This window comes from Acinetobacter sp. Q186-3 (assembly GCF_013420655.1).
Classification (GTDB): Bacteria; Pseudomonadota; Gammaproteobacteria; order Pseudomonadales; family Moraxellaceae; genus Acinetobacter; species Acinetobacter indicus.
Window position 1 is genome coordinate 1 of sequence record NZ_VOXS01000006.1, and the last position, 16,586, is coordinate 16,586.

14 protein-coding genes and 1 rRNA gene are annotated in these 16,586 nt (G+C 44.4%); 14 read left to right on the forward strand and 1 reads right to left on the reverse strand.

Annotated features, from left to right (window positions below):
* The first annotated feature begins 7 nt into the window (after positions 1-7).
* The 9 genes from rrf (at position 8) to hisC (ending at position 8,730) form a co-directional block, all read left to right on the forward strand.
* Positions 8-122, forward strand: a 5S ribosomal RNA gene (gene rrf / locus FTT64_RS06825).
* A 225-nt stretch (positions 123-347) separates the two neighbouring features.
* Positions 348-1,598, forward strand: coding sequence for an esterase-like activity of phytase family protein (locus FTT64_RS06830; protein ID WP_227554608.1), 1,251 nt, complete (start codon positions 348-350; stop codon positions 1,596-1,598).
* Positions 1,599-1,743: 145 nt separating this feature from the next.
* Entirely contained in the window at positions 1,744-3,195 is a 1,452-nt protein-coding gene (locus FTT64_RS06835) for an RNA polymerase factor sigma-54 (RefSeq protein ID WP_127798820.1), read from the forward strand.
* Positions 3,196-3,370: 175 nt separating this feature from the next.
* On the forward strand, positions 3,371-3,703 hold the full coding sequence (gene hpf, locus FTT64_RS06840; RefSeq protein ID WP_005179935.1) for a ribosome hibernation-promoting factor, HPF/YfiA family: 333 nt from the start codon (positions 3,371-3,373) through the stop codon (positions 3,701-3,703).
* 136 nt (positions 3,704-3,839) lie between these two features.
* Entirely contained in the window at positions 3,840-4,091 is a 252-nt protein-coding gene (gene ibaG / locus FTT64_RS06845) for a BolA family iron metabolism protein IbaG (RefSeq protein ID WP_005179933.1), read from the forward strand.
* A 7-nt stretch (positions 4,092-4,098) separates the two neighbouring features.
* Complete coding sequence (murA, locus tag FTT64_RS06850) at positions 4,099-5,355, forward strand: UDP-N-acetylglucosamine 1-carboxyvinyltransferase (RefSeq protein ID WP_005179929.1); 1,257 nt, start codon at positions 4,099-4,101, stop codon at positions 5,353-5,355.
* Positions 5,355-6,056, forward strand: coding sequence for an ATP phosphoribosyltransferase (gene hisG / locus FTT64_RS06855; protein ID WP_005179926.1), 702 nt, complete (start codon positions 5,355-5,357; stop codon positions 6,054-6,056). Before murA ends, hisG begins: the two co-directional genes overlap by 1 nt.
* A 184-nt stretch (positions 6,057-6,240) precedes the next feature.
* Positions 6,241-7,542 (forward strand): histidinol dehydrogenase, encoded by a 1,302-nt coding sequence (gene hisD, locus FTT64_RS06860; protein ID WP_168370025.1) that lies wholly within the window; start codon positions 6,241-6,243, stop codon positions 7,540-7,542.
* A gap of 99 nt (positions 7,543-7,641) precedes the next feature.
* Entirely contained in the window at positions 7,642-8,730 is a 1,089-nt protein-coding gene (hisC, locus tag FTT64_RS06865) for a histidinol-phosphate transaminase (protein ID WP_005179917.1), read from the forward strand.
* Positions 8,731-8,852: 122 nt separating this feature from the next.
* On the opposite strand, the gene FTT64_RS06870 is transcribed toward hisC, so the two are convergent.
* The gene (locus FTT64_RS06870; protein ID WP_160242847.1) at positions 8,853-10,190 is read right to left on the reverse strand and encodes an anthranilate synthase component I family protein; all 1,338 of its coding nucleotides are present in this window, start codon (positions 10,188-10,190) and stop codon (positions 8,853-8,855) included.
* A 249-nt stretch (positions 10,191-10,439) separates the two neighbouring features.
* Here FTT64_RS06870 and FTT64_RS06875 point away from each other — a divergent pair, with 249 nt between their 5' ends.
* The 5 genes from FTT64_RS06875 to filE all read left to right on the forward strand — a co-directional run bounded on the left by FTT64_RS06875 (position 10,440) and on the right by filE (position 16,573).
* Complete coding sequence (locus FTT64_RS06875; RefSeq protein WP_180182200.1) at positions 10,440-11,408, forward strand: DUF6160 family protein; 969 nt, start codon at positions 10,440-10,442, stop codon at positions 11,406-11,408.
* Positions 11,409-11,603: 195 nt separating this feature from the next.
* Positions 11,604-12,437 (forward strand): C39 family peptidase, encoded by an 834-nt coding sequence (locus FTT64_RS06880; protein ID WP_045795549.1) that lies wholly within the window; start codon positions 11,604-11,606, stop codon positions 12,435-12,437.
* A 48-nt stretch (positions 12,438-12,485) separates the two neighbouring features.
* The gene (locus FTT64_RS06885; RefSeq protein WP_180182201.1) at positions 12,486-13,655 is read left to right on the forward strand and encodes a hypothetical protein; all 1,170 of its coding nucleotides are present in this window, start codon (positions 12,486-12,488) and stop codon (positions 13,653-13,655) included.
* 12 nt (positions 13,656-13,667) lie between these two features.
* Positions 13,668-15,332, forward strand: a complete 1,665-nt coding sequence (locus FTT64_RS06890; RefSeq protein WP_016659496.1) for an OmpP1/FadL family transporter — start codon at positions 13,668-13,670, stop codon at positions 15,330-15,332.
* Positions 15,326-16,573, forward strand: coding sequence for a putative pilus assembly protein FilE (gene filE / locus FTT64_RS06895; RefSeq protein WP_005179905.1), 1,248 nt, complete (start codon positions 15,326-15,328; stop codon positions 16,571-16,573). Before FTT64_RS06890 ends, filE begins: the two co-directional genes overlap by 7 nt.
* Positions 16,574-16,586 lie beyond the last annotated feature (13 nt).

A 16,586-nucleotide genomic window follows, 5' to 3' on the forward strand; every position in this document is an offset into this window, starting at 1 on the left:
CAGTTGTGCTGGCGACAATAGCAAGAGTGAACCACCTGATCCCTTCCCGAACTCAGAAGTGAAACCTCTTAGCGCTGATGGTAGTGTGGGGTTACCCATGTGAGAGTAAGTCATCGCCAGCTCATTATTCAAAATCCCCCTAGCTAAAACAGCAGGGGGATTTTTTTATGCAGAAAATAAAACTAAAAGAATTATAATTTCCAGAAAGGTATCTAGGTGTTGTATTCAATAAATAGAAAATTAATATTTGGCCGTAAAAGCCGGTCTTTAAATTGTCACTGAATCATCCCAGCACTGTCATTTTTTCCTGTTTGAATGGTTTTCCCCAATTGCTATTTTTAAACTTTATGAAAAAAAGATCTCTTGGCCTTGTTATGGCCGCTGTGTTGGGTTTGAACGGATGTAATGAGTCTGATGAAAAGGCGCAGGTGACGCCTATACCCTTGATCACTGAGCCAACTTTGGTGGCTTTTGCAAAACTGGATGTGGCCACCTATGCAGAAGGACCAGATTCCGGTGCGTATGTGACTGGTGCAAATGGGATTTTGCCGCCATTTCCAGGGCAGCCTGTGCAAGGTTTTTCGGCTGCCGTAAAAAATAATGATGGGACTTATCTGGTGATGTCTGACAATGGTTTTGGCACACAAGATAACTCGGCTGACTATCTGCTGCGTTTGCATCTGATTCAACCGACCTTTAGAACAAAAACAGCAACTAACGCTGAAGTGAAACATTTAAGTTATGTGCAGCTGCGTGATCCGAATAAACTCATTCCCTTTTCTATTGTCCATCAAGATACTGCCGAACGTTTATTAACCGGGGCGGATTTTGACCCGGAATCGATGCAGCGTGCACCGAATGGCGAGATCTGGATTGGGGATGAGTTTGGACCCTATTTACTGCATTTTTCTGCCGACGGTATATTGCTGAGTCCACCAATTCCATTACCGAATCCACTGAATCCGGCGCAAGAGCTGCGTTCACCTCAGAATCAGTTCAATAAAGAACAGCTGAATTTTGTTGAACCACTGGTACAGCGTAGCGGTGGTTTTGAAGGCATGGCGATCTCTCAAGATGGAAAATATCTGTATCCGCTGTTGGAAAAGCCATTACTGAACGATAGTTCTAATCGTTTAATCGTGTCTGAATTTGATTTGGCAAAAAAAGCCTATACAGGCAAATATTATTATTTTCCATTGCATACTAGCGCCACCGCGATTGGTGATTTTCAGCTGTATAGCCCGACTGAAGGAATTATTATTGAACGGGATGATAGTGAAAACGATCTGCTGGGCTATAAAAAGCTGATTAAAGTCACGCTCAGCACCGCTGGTCAGAATATGCAGAGAGAAGATCTGGTCAATTTGATGGATATTGCCAATCCGGATTTACTTTATGGCACTGCGCGAGCGGGCGATATTGCGACCGGTGAGCGTTTTGGTTTTCCGTTTCAGACCATTGAAGATATTGTCATTGAAGGTCCAGACCTGATTACTGTGCTGAATGATAATAACTTTCCAGGTTCAAGCGGGCGAAATGCCAATCTGGCCGATGATAATGAAATTATTCAGATCCGTTTGCCAAAAGCATTATTCTAAATTTATCAGCAATTACAGAAGGTCACCTCGGGTGGCCTTTCTTTATGAAAATTTTTTTGTATATTTTTTAACAAAAGCATGCTATAAAAATCAAAACAGGCATAAAAATTGCTTATAAAACGCGGTATTAAAAAAGGTGGGTAGTATGAAGTTATCAGTGGGATTAAAAGTTGCCAACTCCCTGTCATTGACACCCCAGTTGCAACAGGCCATTCGTTTACTTCAATTATCAAGTTTAGAACTTGAGCAAGAAATTCAATTACAGCTCGATAGTAATCCATTATTAGAGAAAGTTGAAGAACAGGCCGATGTTGAGAGTCTGTCAGCGGCAGATACAGATCGTGATCAAAAAGATTTAACCAATGAATTAAATGCCGATCATCTGCCAGATGATTTACCGGTCGATACCGACTGGGATGATGTCTATACCCATCAGCCGACTAGTTTAGGTACGCCAGAATATGAAGAGCGTGAAGATAACCGTCAGGGTGTACTGGGTTTAAAAGAGCATATGCTGGAGCAGATTAACCTGCTGCATTTTTCTAAAATTGACCAGCTGATTGCTTACTGCATTATTGATTCTCTGGATGATAAGGGTTTTCTGGAAAGCGATATCAGCGAGATTACTGCTTCAGTCCAGCATCTGCTCGATTCGATGGAGTATGAAGACAGCATCGAAGACGATGAAGTGCTGGTGGTGTTGAAACATATTCAACGGCTGGAGCCGGTGGGGGTTGGCTCGCGTCATCTGGCGGAATGTCTGTTGATCCAGCTGGAAAGTCTGCCGGCGAATACCCCATGCCGTCAGGATGCTATGCAGCTGATGACCCATTATGAGTTATTAATCAGCAATGAAATTCCAAAACTACTCAAGCAGACCGGTTTAAACACCGATCAGCTGAAATGTGCGGTCGAGTTGCTGAAAACCTTGAAACCGCATCCGGGTATGGAGTTTGAAGATAAAGAGTCGGATTATCAGATTCCAGATGTGGTGGTGATGAAGAAAAATGACAGCTGGCAGGTACAGCTGAATCCGGATGTCATGCCAAAGCTCCGGGTTAACTCGTTTTATGCCAATATGATTCGTCGTGCCGATCAGAGTGATGACAATCAGTATTTGCGTAACCAGATGCTGGAAGCCAAAAACTTTATCAAGAGTATTGATGAGCGGCATAAAACCTTACTCAAAGTGGCAACCTGTATTGTTGAGCATCAGCGTACTTTTCTGGAAATTGGCGCAGAAGGCATGAAACCCTTGGTGCTACGCGATATTGCCGAAGAGGTGGAGCTGCATGAATCCACGGTATCCCGCGTGACCACCAACAAATATATGCTGACTCCACGTGGCCTGTTTGAGTTGAAATATTTCTTTTCAAGTCATGTTGGCACTACATCGGGCGGTGAAGCATCGTCAACTGCGATTCGTGCCAAGATCAAAAAACTGATTGCTGAAGAGAACCTGCGTAAGCCTTTGTCTGATAACGCAATTGCCAATATTTTAAAAGAAGAGGGAATTGATGTGGCGCGACGTACGGTTGCAAAATATCGCGAATCTTTACATATTCCATCTTCTTCTGAAAGAAAAGTCTTGATCTAGTTTTGAAAATCTGCCTATTCTAGAGATTCATTATGACAACATAATGAATCTTTTTTTCTATGAGGATGAGTCAAAATGATTGCATGAAGGTATCACTGAGCAGCAGTTCTGGTCCTGTACGTGAATCATTTTGATGATGACTCGTCTAATCCTAACGAAGGTGAGGGATAGAATTATGCAAATAACAATTCGTGGCCATCATTTATCAATTACACCTGCAATTGAAGAAAATATAAAAGCAAAGTTCGCGCAAATGACCAAACATCTGGATCAAGTCAATAGTATGCAGGTGAAGCTCAGTAAAGATCATCAGATCGATAAGCATTCTAAAAAAGGCAGTGCCAACCATATCGCAGAAGCGATTATCCGTTTACCTGGAACGGAGCTGTTTGCCCAGGCCTGTGCTGATGATATGTATACATCGATTAAGAAAATGTCAGAAAAATTAAAACGCCAATTAGACAAGCATCGCAAAATGCAGCTGGTTTATCAGCCTGTCGCGATTTAGCTGAAACAATCGGCAAAAAGAGGTTTTTAAAAAACCTCTTTTTTTATATATATAATGTATGTGACTAATGAATTATTTTTTTCATTTATAGTAAAATGACCGGTTTTACACCGTTGGTCCTATAAGAGGTCTTGTGATGAATAATGAACAGCTCGCTGAAATTTTAAAAGCTGCTTTTCCAGAGGCAGATGTAGTCGTTAGTGGGCAGGGTGGTAAATTTGATCTTCGTATTGTCGATGATCAGTTTGAAGGCAAACGTCTTGTTGCACGCCAACAGGCAGTGTATGCGCCGATTAATGCCTTGATCGCCAGCGGTGAAGTTCATGCGGTAACAATTAAAGCAATGACCAAAGAAGAATGGCGTAAAGCAAGCTTATTCGGAGCTTAATAAATTAATGGATAAATTTTTAATTCAGGGCGGTATTAAGCTCGAAGGTGAAGTGCGCATTTCTGGTGCAAAGAATGCAGCATTGCCATTACTGGCTGCCATGATTCTGGCCGACTCACCTATTACCCTGACCAATGTGCCTAATCTGAAAGATGTAAACACACTGGTTAAACTCATTGCGGGCCTCGGTATCACCATGTCTTATGAAGGCGATACTGTGGTGGCCGATACCTCGACCCTGAACAACCAGTTTGCACCGTATGAGCTCGTTAAAACCATGCGTGCGTCTATTTTGGTGCTTGGACCGCTATTGGCGCGCTATGGCAGTGCACAAGTATCACTCCCGGGCGGCTGTGCGATTGGTTCGCGTCCGGTCGATCAGCATTTAAAAGCTTTAGAAGCTTTAGGTGCAGAAATCCAGGTCGAAAATGGCTATGTACATGCCAAAGTCGATGGCCGCTTAAAAGGCGGCGAAGTGGTTTTTGATATGGTAACCGTAGGCGGCACTGAAAATATCTTGATGGCTGCCGTGCTGGCGGATGGTGTCACCACCATCCGGAATGCTGCGCGTGAACCGGAAATCACCGATCTGGCACAAATGCTGATTAAGATGGGTGCCAAAATCGAAGGCCTGGATACCGATACTTTGGTGGTAACTGGTGTAGAAAGTCTGCACGGCTGTGAATATGCGGTAGTGGCGGACCGGATTGAAACCGGTTCCTATCTGGCGGCGGCAGCCATTACTGGTGGCAAGATTAAAACCACGCATACCGATCCGGCCCTGCTGGAATCGGTGCTAGACAAATTTGAAGAGATGGGCGCAGAAGTCACCCGTGGGGATGACTGGATTGAACTGGATATGATGGGTAAACGTCCGAAAGCGGTCAGCTTCCGTACTTTGCCACATCCAGATTTCCCGACCGATATGCAGGCCCAGTTGATGGCAGTGAATGCCGTTGGTCGTGGTTTTGCCACCATCTCTGAAACGATTTTTGAAAACCGTTTTATGCATGTTCCTGAATTGGCACGTATGGGCGCCAATATTCAGGTTGAAGGCAATGATGCTGTGGTAACCGGTGTAGAAAAATTATCTGCAGCACCTGTCATGGCTACAGATTTACGTGCTTCGTTCTCTTTAGTGTTAGCAGCTCTGGCGGCTGAAGGGGAAACACTGATTGACCGTATTTATCATATTGATCGCGGTTATGAAAATGTCGAAGCGAAGTTACAAGGTTTAGGTGCCCAAATTAAGCGAGTAAGTTAATGAGCGATATGAGAAACGATGATCCAAACTTTGACGTAATGGGCAATTTTGATCATGGTTTAACTTTAGCATTAAGTAAGGGACGTATTTTAAAAGAGACACTGCCGCTGCTGGAAACAGCGGGCATTAACTTGCTGGAAGATCCTGAAAAATCCCGTAAGTTAATTTTTCCAACCACTCATAAACAGGTGCGTATTCTGATTTTACGTGCTTCTGATGTGCCGACCTATGTGGAAAATGGCGCAGCAGATTTAGGTGTGGCAGGTAAAGATGTCTTGATGGAACATGGCGCACAAAATGTCTATGAACCATTAGATTTAAAAATTGCCAACTGTAAACTGATGACAGCGGGTAAAGTCGGTATGGTTCGTCCAAAAGGCCGCTTAAAAATTGCGACCAAATATGTGAACCTGACCCGTCAATACTATGCCAGCCTGGGTGAACAGGTTGATGTGATCAAGCTTTACGGTTCGATGGAACTGGCACCGCTGGTCGGCCTGGGTGATTACATTGTCGATGTGGTCGATACCGGAAATACGTTACGTGCCAATGGTTTAGAACCACTGGAAGAAATCTGTAAAGTATCTTCCCGTTTAATCGTCAATAAAGCCAGTTTTAAACGTAAACAGGCGTTGTTAAATCCGATTATTGCCCAGCTAGAACAGGCTGTGGCTGATCGTGAACAGGCCAAACAGGCGTAAGTTGTTCAAATAAAAGACCGCTCTTGAGAGCGGTTTTTTATGGCGGTCTATGAGAACAGTCCTGTTAATACTTTTCTTCAATTTGAGCAAAAGTAATTTTCCATAAAAGTCCGTGGCCCAATACGCGATTGATACCCACAAAAGCCTTGAAAACAGGTAAACTAATCTTTTCCATATCAACCTTGTGGGTAAATTGATGCGACGTTTATCGACTCAAGATCAGAACTTCAAGCAGGTGTTTGCTGACTTGTTGGCTTTTGAAACAGTGAGTGATCCAGAACTGTTAAAAACCGTAGACCAAATCATTGCTGATGTCCGTCAGCATGGTGATGCTCATGTTCTTAAATTAACTCAGCAGTTCGATCGACATCCCGCGCATCAATTTTCAGATCTAGAACTGACCCAGGAACAGCTTAAAGCTGCCTTTGACGCATTAAACACTGAAGTGCGTGAGGCACTAGAGCTGGCTGCAGCACGTATCCGTGAATTCCACCAGGCGCAAAAGCAGGATGGCTGGACCTATGTTGATGCCTTGGGCAATACCTTGGGTCAGAAAGTCACGCCACTGGACCGCGTGGGCATTTACGTGCCGGGTGGTCTGGCGTCTTATCCATCTTCAGTACTCATGAATGCTGTTCCTGCGCATGTCGCGGGTGTGCCTGAAATTATCATGGTGGTTCCGGCGCCGAATGGTGAGTTGAATCCACTGGTGCTGGCGGCGGCCTATTTAGCGGGCGTGACACGTCTGTTTACCATTGGTGGTGCACAAGCGGTCGCGGCGCTGGCCTATGGTACAGAAACCATTCCATCGGTCGACAAAATTACCGGTCCAGGTAACCGTTTTGTCGCAGCAGCAAAACGTGCGGTATTTGGTCAAGTCGGTATTGATATGATCGCCGGACCTTCGGAAATTTTAGTTTATGCCGAAGGCGAGAATAATGCAGAGTGGTTGGCGATGGATTTATTGTCACAAGCCGAGCACGATACCGTCGCACAAGCAGTATTCATTACACCGGATGAGGAATTATTGAATGCTGTTGATGGCTGGATTGAAAAGCACCTAGAAGCATTGCCAAAAGCTGAGATCGCCCGTACCTCGATTGAAAACCGTGGTGCATTGGTATTGGTGAAGGATCGTCAGGAAGCGATTGAGTTAATTAATCAGGTGGCACCTGAACACCTGGAATTATGCATGGATGATCCGCAAGTGATGGCAGAAGATATTCGTCATGCCGGGGCAATCTTTATGGGGCGTTATACCCCTGAAGCGATTGGGGATTACTGCGCTGGTCCAAACCACGTGCTGCCAACCTCAGGTACTGCCCGTTTCTCCTCACCGCTGGGTGTGTATGATTTCCAGAAACGTTCTAGCCTGATCATGTGTTCGCAAGAAGGGGTGAAAACTCTGGCCAAAACTGCGGATGTATTGGCGCAGCAAGAGAACCTGGATGCACATGCGAGATCAGCACGTTATCGTTATCAGTAATTAAAGAAATAGAAAACCTCTCCCTAGCCCTCACTTGCGCTTCATTTTAAAGCTGTGCTTTAAAACTTGCTCAGGAGAGGGAACTTTGAGAATTTAAAAATGAATATCACCACCGAACAAATGCGTTTCTGGAGTCCGGCAGTACGTGAATTAGAACCGTACGTACCGGGCGAACAACCGAAAATCCAGAATTTACTTAAACTGAATACCAATGAAAACCCGTATCCGCCATCGCCAAAAGTGGTGGAAGCAGTGCAGAAGGTACTGGCAAACTCGGCGGATGCGTTACGTTTGTATCCAGACCCGGATGCCTCCGAGTTAAAACAGGCCATTGCCAAACAGCAGCAGGTGCCGGTTGAGCAGGTTTTTGTCGGCAATGGTTCTGATGAAGTGCTGGCGCATATTTTTAAAGCCTTCTTTGTTCAGGATCTGCCGCTGTTGTATCCGGATATTACCTATAGTTTCTACCCGGTCTATAGCCAGTTTTTTGGGGTCAATACCCAGGTCATCCCTCTAAATGACAATTTTGAAATTGTGGTGGATGATTATAAGCAGCCAAATGGCGGCATTATTATTACCAATCCGAATGCACCAACCAGTATTGATATGGGCCTGGCTGCCATTGAGGAAGTGCTTCAAGCCAATCCAAACTCAGTTGTGGTGATTGATGAGGCCTATGTGGATTTCGGTGCTGAATCTGCGGTCAGCCTGGTGGAAAAATACGAGAATTTAGTGGTATGTCAAACCACATCTAAATCGCGTTCTTTGGCTGGTTTACGGGTCGGTTTTGCGATTGCCCAGCCACATTTAATTGCTGCGCTGGAAGCGGTGAAAAACAGCTTTAACTCTTATCCAATGGATCGTTTCGCGATTGCAGCAGCTGTCGCATCGTTTGAAGATCAGGAATACTTTGAAGCGCAGAACCAGAAAGTGATTGCGAGTCGCGAAACACTGGTAGCTCAGCTGGCTGAGCTGGGTTTTAAGGTATTGCCATCGAGTGCCAACTTTATTTTTGCTTCACTGCCAAGTAAAGATGCGGGTGAATTGGCAGCTGAATTGCGTGAACGTGGCATCATTGTGCGTTATTTTAACAAGCCACGGATTAACCAATTCCTTCGGATCACCATCGGTACCGATGAACAAAACCAGCGTTTAGTGGATACTTTGAAAAACGAGATTTTGGCTTAAGTGAATCCACCCTAACCCTCCTTTGATAAAGGAGGGAACTCTTCCCTCTAGAAAAGGTGAGAAACAATGGTTCTCAAGGGGAGGGATTCATAAAAAAGCGACTCAATTGAGTCGCTTTTTATTTATTCAGGTGTGTACCAGGTATTGAGTAAATCCAGCATCGCCGAAACCTTATCAAAACATTCCTGATATTCTGCATCACAATCAGAAGCAATGGTAATACCACCGCCGGCCCATAACGAAACTTCGTGTTGGTATTTTTGAATCGAGCGAATCAGAATATTCCAGGAACCAGTACCATCAAAATTAAAATAACCCATCGATCCACAATAGGCCCCGCGTGGTGCGCCTTCGAGTTCATCAATAATCTGCATGGCGCGAATTTTAGGGGCGCCAGTAATCGAGCCGCCCGGAAGTGCAGATAGCAATACATCCAGTGGATTGATTTCTGCTTTTAACGTCGCAGTGATTTCACTCACCATATGATGCACTTGTTTAAATGATTCAATATTGAATAACTTCGGCGTTTTTACTGAACCGGTTTCGGCATAGACACTCAGATCATTACGCAGTAAATCGACGATCATCACATTTTCAGCCTGATCTTTTTCAGAATTTTTTAAGGTCTGTTTAGATTGTTCATCTAATATTGGGTCTGTATAACGTGGCATGGTGCCTTTAATCGGTTTGGTGAGGAGTTGCCGATGAGGCAGAAAATCAATAAATAATTCAGGTGAACAGCTAAGTAATTCAAAGTCATTTATTTTTAAATAACCGGCATATGGAGCATGGGTTAGCGCCCAGAAATCTGCAGCGGTATCTAATAATAATCCTTCCGCAGAACCTTTAAATTCCTGGGTTAAATTAATCTGATAACAATCACCTGCAACAATATAATCCTGGACTTGATTAAAGGCCTGTTGATATTCAGTTTTATTCCAGCGTGCGGTACAGGCCTGAGTTAATTTAAATGAATTCTCCTGTTTTTGAGCCAACAAATTTTGAATATAAGTCAATAAAAATTCGGCTTGCTGCTCATCGCTGGTGAAATACCAGTGCCCATTTTCCAGAGTTAGAAAACTGTGAAATTGTCCTAGAAATAAACACGGTTGAGCTTTGCTTTGAGTATGAATGTGCTGTTGGGCGGCATAATCGTAGCTGATAAAACCGATCAGCCCGCCTTTAAAATAACTGTCGCCAATACAACCAGTTGGCTGCAAAAAGTCATCTAAAGAAGGCGCTGCTGTTTCTTCAAGATAATGATTAAAACTGTGTTGCTTAAAATACTGCCATTTATTTTGTTGAATAAGGTAGTAATGTTTTGCCGATAAGCCAATAATCGGTTGGCCATTATTTTCTAAATAAACAAGATGTGAGAGTGAACCCAGCGCCTTTAAAATTTCTGCTGGGGTATAGGAGGATTCACAAAGTACTTGTTTGTAGAAAGATGAGGTGGCCATAAATTTGGAGAAAATCAACAATAAATATCTATTTTACCTGATTCTGCGCCAAGAAAATGCTTATGACCGTTTATCGGCAAGCTGAAAAATATGATCAATAGCAGTTGAACAAAAATTGACAGGGGGATAACTTTGTTAGTGCTATCCAGCCGCTCAAGGAAATACGTAGCAGGTTGCTAAAAACAAATAATCAACCCGCTGCACAAGAGTGGTAACAATCAAAAAAATAATACTCTTGGGAGAGTAAATATGAAAACATTTACTAAACTAGCTTTAGTATCTTCAATGGCATTAAGTGCAAATGCATTTGCAATGCAGGCAATGGATGATTCAGCACTTAGCGCAACCACAGGTCAAGATGGTTTATCGATTGGTATCGGTATTTCAAAAATTGAAATTGAAAAGCTCTTTATCCATGATAATGATGGTTTAAATGGTACCATTGATAATGCTGGTGCGATTGTTATTCAAGGGAATGGCATTGCTGGTGATGCGAATGAAAACTTTGGTATCGTCGTTGGTGCTAACTATGATGATGCAGGTGCTTATCTACTTGACTCTCGTAACTTGGCAGATTTAAAAATTGACTCTGATGCCGGTGCAGGTAGTGGTAACACAGCCTTTATTAACATCGCAGCTGATGTGTCTGGTCTGGATATTAAAATTGGTGAAATTGGTGTAACTGCTTCGGGTGTACAAGGTAGCGCAAGCACAACCTCGACACTTCGCCGTGGTGGTGTAGATTCGAATTATAATGCCATTATTTCAGGCTTATCGCTTAAGACAGGCCCAATGTCAGCCAATATCCAGTTAGGTGCTGCACCACAAGGGGCGATGATTAAACTGAATACTAAGATGATTGGTGGTCTTGAAATTAATAATTTGGGTATTCTTGATAACTCAACGGCAAGTGCTGAGCGTGCAGCAGGTGAGATCTTTATTGAAAGTATTAAAATTGCCGATGCAGATGCTAATGACTTAACCATTACACAAGATGTGCGTGTTATGGGTGCAAGTGTCAGCAACACGGATGACAAAGGTTATATCCAGATGATTAGCCATGGTGGTGCTAAAGATCACTATGTACAAGGTGTTCATTTAGGTAGCCGAGATGCTGCATCTATCGGTGATGTTGAAATTCAAGGTATGCAAACCTATTACAGCCGAGCGGCTGGTGAATATCTTCCGGGGGCGGTTATCACTATTCGTGGTCACTAAGTCTTCTATTGAAAAAGCGCGTGTTTTCACGCGCTTTTTTTTACACAAAAACTGTAAAAGTTGGCAAAAATATAAAAAAATACTGTTTTTTTTCTAAAAAAAAGGTATCTTGCTAAATACATGGAAGTAGAGTTCTTACTCTAAAAATAAAAAATGAACTGGCAGAGCTGCCTGGAACTTGAAAAGTTAAAAATTATGTTAGAGATCGCATTAGGCTCGGCATTGATGTATTACGCTGCCACACAAGCCTTCGACTTAAAGGAACAACATCCGGAAACCGTACGCTATACGGAAACACTGGATTCCCGCAATTCTTCTTTTACCCGTATGCATCGTGAGCCTGTACGTATTCAACCTGCTTTACAAGATCAATTCCGGGGCATTGTACGTCAGGCTTATGACTATAGCTGTGGATCGGCCGCTTTAACCACGCTGTTAAATGGTTATGTCGGAACCCGATTGACAGAGCAGCAGACCATGAGTGGTTTGCTACGTTATGGGGAATATGAGCGCATTATTGAACGGCGTAGTTTCTCTTTGCTGGATATGAAACGTTTTGTTGCTGCATTGGGCATGGAAAGTGGCGGCTATCGTGGGGAATTTTCAGATCTGGTCAAGCAGGGCCAGCCCGCAATTGTGCCGATTTCCTATGCCGGTTTTAAGCATTTTGTGGTGTATAAGGCCTATAAGGATGGCCGGGTCTATGTGGCCGACCCGGCACTGGGGAATATCAGTTTTGATGAGCAGCGTTTTAAAGAGGTGTGGGAAAACAATACCTTGTTCCTGATTAATGTGGCGCCTGAATATCGTAAAGACTTCCTGGCTTTACAGGACAGTGATATGCGCCATGTTGAAGATGCCACTGTTAACCATCATGCCTTTGTCAATATTCAATATCCGCAATTCTATATGGACAAAATTGCTGATAAAGCCTCGACCATTCGTTTAGAACGAAACATGAATCCTGAGTCAGAGAATTTCGGCGAACATCAGTACAACTTTTTAAGACTCTATTATAAAAGTAAATAAATATTTACTTTAAAAACGAAAAAAAATTAAAAATTGGAAGGGAAGAAGATGAAATCTAAATGGATGAATAAAACCGTATTGGCTATCAGTATCCAAATGGTCTGGGGAGCAGCTGCTTATGCTGCAGAAGAGCCACAGTTAGGACAATATGAAGCAGTAGAAGAGCAGCAGCTTGCGTCAGAAGCCACAGCTCCAGCAGAAAACTCAAGCCCTGAAGAAGTTAGCACTGAAGCAGTTGCTGAGGCCAATATTGAAACAGCAACAGCGACTGCACCGAGTGCTGAGCAGGCTGCATCAACTGCGTTACAGCAGCAGGAAGGGGATGCCACCAAAGAAGCCAATCTGGAAGAAGTCTTTACCTCCAATGAACGCCAATATTCCTTAATCAAAAAAGGCAATATCTCATCTTATTACGATATTGATTATACCTATTATCGTGATACGCAAATTGATATGGAAATGGCGCAAGGCCAAATCTATCAGTTGCGTGTTCAGGAAAATGCATCGCATGCATTGACCAACACCTTCACCGTTCAATATGGATTATTGGATAACCTGACCTTAACCGCCTCTTTACCTTTGGTGGCCAAGACCGATCAATTAAAAGATGCGAATACCGCGGGTCTGGGAGATATTTCTTTAGGCGCACGCTGGGAACCTTTCCCTTTAAAAGCCGGCCGTTTGCCACTAATTTTATTCGGAAATCTTTCGACCAAAACCGGTGATAGCCCGTATGAAATTAATAGCACTACCGAACTTGCGACCGGTAAGGGCTATTATTCTGCAGGGATTGGAGCCAGTACCCGTAAATATATCGACCCAGTGGTGTTATTCGCTTCGGTCTCCGCCAATTATGGTTTTAAGGAGTCGGGCTTAAACCAGGTTCGTGGCCCACGTATTATTGAGGAATTTGAGCCGGGCATTAGTGGTGGTTTCGCCTTTGGTTTTGCCTATTCCTTTAACTACGATGTTTCAATGACCATGTCGTATCAGCAGAGTTTTAATACTGGCGCTGAATTCCTCTATCACACCGGCGAAAGCTATTCTCCGGCCGATCAGACCAGTTCTACCCTGGCCATTTCTTTAGGGGTGCGCGTTTCTCCTGAAACGATTGTCAATGGTACTGTTGGTATTGGTTTGACAGAAGATGCACCGGATGTGTCTTTAGGTCTGTCTTTCCCACTCGATATTCTGGGCTTTGGTAAGAAACTTCGCTAAGAGGCTGGTCGTATGAAAATAATTCGACTTCGCCCGTTAGTGTCTGCGCTGATCTTATCGGGCTGTTCGAGTGCTGCTTTTGCACAATTGGGACAAAACCTGTCTGTCGATATCCGTTCCTTGACCATGGGCAACGCGGTCACGGCAGATCCACCGGGCATTAGTGCCATTCATTTTAACCCGGCAGCCTTAACTAAAATTGAAGGCTTGCAAACCGATGTACAAGGGGTGCTGGCGCACTTTGATGTACAGCGTGAGTTTTCTGCGCCAGCCGACTATAACGTATTTGGTTATTCCGATGATCCACTGGTCTGTCATGATGGACCGGAAATTCTGGCTGACTTTTGTACCGACTTTAAAGGTGAAGTATCGGGTGATGTGGAATATGCATCGCTGTATGTGCCGGTACTGAAAAAGTTTGTTGATCTGGGTGAAGGCATGCCACTGGCCGCACCAACAGCAGGGATTGCCTACAATCCGCCGGGGTCTAAAACCACCTTTGCTACTGCGATGTATGCGCCGTTAATTGCCGGTTTTGGTGCTGAAGATGGCAACCCAGGTAACTTCATGGGGCAGCAGGTGGCACTGGAACGGATTACCTATCTGTCACCGTCAATTGCCTATCAGGTCAATGATGAGCTATCAGTCGGGGCATCGGTGGGAATGTCCTACCAGGCCATTGCCATGAATACCGACTTGCGTTTCCCGAATGACCTGATCGGGATGCTGCGGATGATTGATGAAGTCGTCTGTACCCCGTTTAAAGAAAACTCCGATATTATTACCGATATTCTGTTGCTGGGGATTTGTAACGCACAGGAAGGCATGAATCCGTTTGGTCGTTTTGGACAAATGGATCTGGCCGTCGAGCAAAGTCTGAGCCCAAGCTATAACCTCGGGGTGTTATGGGAGCCACGTGAAGATTTCAGCTTTGGTATGGTCTATCAAAGCTCCGCCAAAATGCGGCTCAAAGGTAAATATCATATTGATAATGCCAAGGCGCCGAGTGAGCTGATTAAAGGCTTGATGTCTTCCCCAACCGGGCAAATTTTGGCGGCAATTTTAGGCTTCCCGAACTATATTCCGGCCAGTGAGTCAGGGCTGGTGGCGATGGATTTTGAATATCCAGCGCATTTCCAGGCCGGGATTAAATACAAGGTAATGCCAGATTTACAGGTGAACTTTGATGTCGGCTGGACCGATTATGCTGCTTGGGACAAGTTCAAGTTTGAATTTGACCGCCAGATTTCTGCCCTGAAAATTGCCAAATTATTGTCTGAACATGTCTCTGACAGCTCACTGGCCTTGCCGATGGGCTTCCAGTCACCATGGAGTTGGGGCATCGGGATTGAATATTCTGCTACCGACCGTTTAAAGCTGCGTGCCGGTTATGAACCACGAACCAGTGCGATTCCAGATGACAAGCGTAATACCATGGTACCCATTAATAATGCACGTCTGTTTGGTTTAGGTGTGGGCTATCGTTTTGATGCCGATACTGACCTGGATTTATCGATCGGCTTTCTGCAAAGCCGGGACAAAATTCCAGCCAATACCAGTAGCCTAGCCAACAAAGAAGGGGTGAATAACTTATTACTCAACCCGTATGCGGGACTGAATGTCAAAACCGCTAGCAACATTACAATTTTAGGTCTGAGCTATAGAACACGATGGTAAAAGTGACAAAGCGTTTATCTGGCTTGATTTGCCTGTCTTCACTCTGGGCGCTGTCTTTGGGCTCGGCCAGTGTAAGTTATGCCAATGAGTTTTATACCATTATTGGCCCGGATGGCCGGCCGATGGTGGTACAGCGTAAGGCCGAAACCCGGCCGGCCGCGAAAAAAGAAGCTGTGCCGGTAAACAAAACGCAGGCACAAAGTAGAGCATCGTCTGCTTTGAATCCGGCGCAGCCGCAAGCGCAAATTCCCGTTTCTGAACCTGTCAGAGCTCCTGCTGTTGCAGTCGTACCCACAGTTAGTACTGTACCGACTCAACCAGTCACTACGGTAAAACTCACAGAAAGTATCCCACAAAAAACACCAGATACAGCAGTTGTGGAACAGCCTGTCGTCACACCAGTTGTATCGGCAACCACAAAACCGGTATCAGCTTCATCATCTCCAACGATTACATCTGTCATCCCGCAAACTGAATCTCAGAAAGTATTGAAGACTGTGCAAGCTGATCAACCAGACCGTACTTCATCTTCCGGTTTTACCGAAATGGAAGGGGAGCAGTACGTCAATAATGAATACCTGGAACACAGTGAATTTAACCTGGAGGGGAAAAAGCGTTTTTATATGATGCCGGAAGGCGTAGTTGACAGTAAATTGGGCGGTGGTGCGACCCGGGTGCAGGTGGTAGAACGTGAAAAAGGAGTCGGACAATCGGTGCTGGATCGCCTGTTCAAGAAACGCCAGCCAGAAAGTGTCAAGCCAATGGTGCTGTCATCGACTTATTATCGTATTGCACAGGCCGATGCCATCAGCAGTTTAGGCCAGTCCTGTTTTAACAATAAAAAAATTAAACATGCCAAGACCCTGGCCGTACAGAAAGACGTCAATCTCTGGCCACGTGCACCATTAACAGATGAATTTGATTATGAGGTGGTGAAGCTGGAGGGAGATTTACGCCATCTTCAGGTGAATTCATACGCTTCTAAAACCCGGCAACCTACATTTTACTGGCCTTTTGCCGTTTTTCTGGATGCGCAAGGCTGTGTGATTGAAGGTGCAGGCGGCTACAAGAGCCAGGATACTCAATCCACCTTATTGCAACATGAGCAGGTGGAAGGGGTGATTCAATTGCCGGCTCAAACCCGTTATCTTCTTTTAACCCCGCTGGCATCGGCAATCGATATGGAAAACCGCCAGTTAAGTAATCAGGGCCAATTGAAAATTATTGCCTTAGATCAATAAAAAACATGAGACA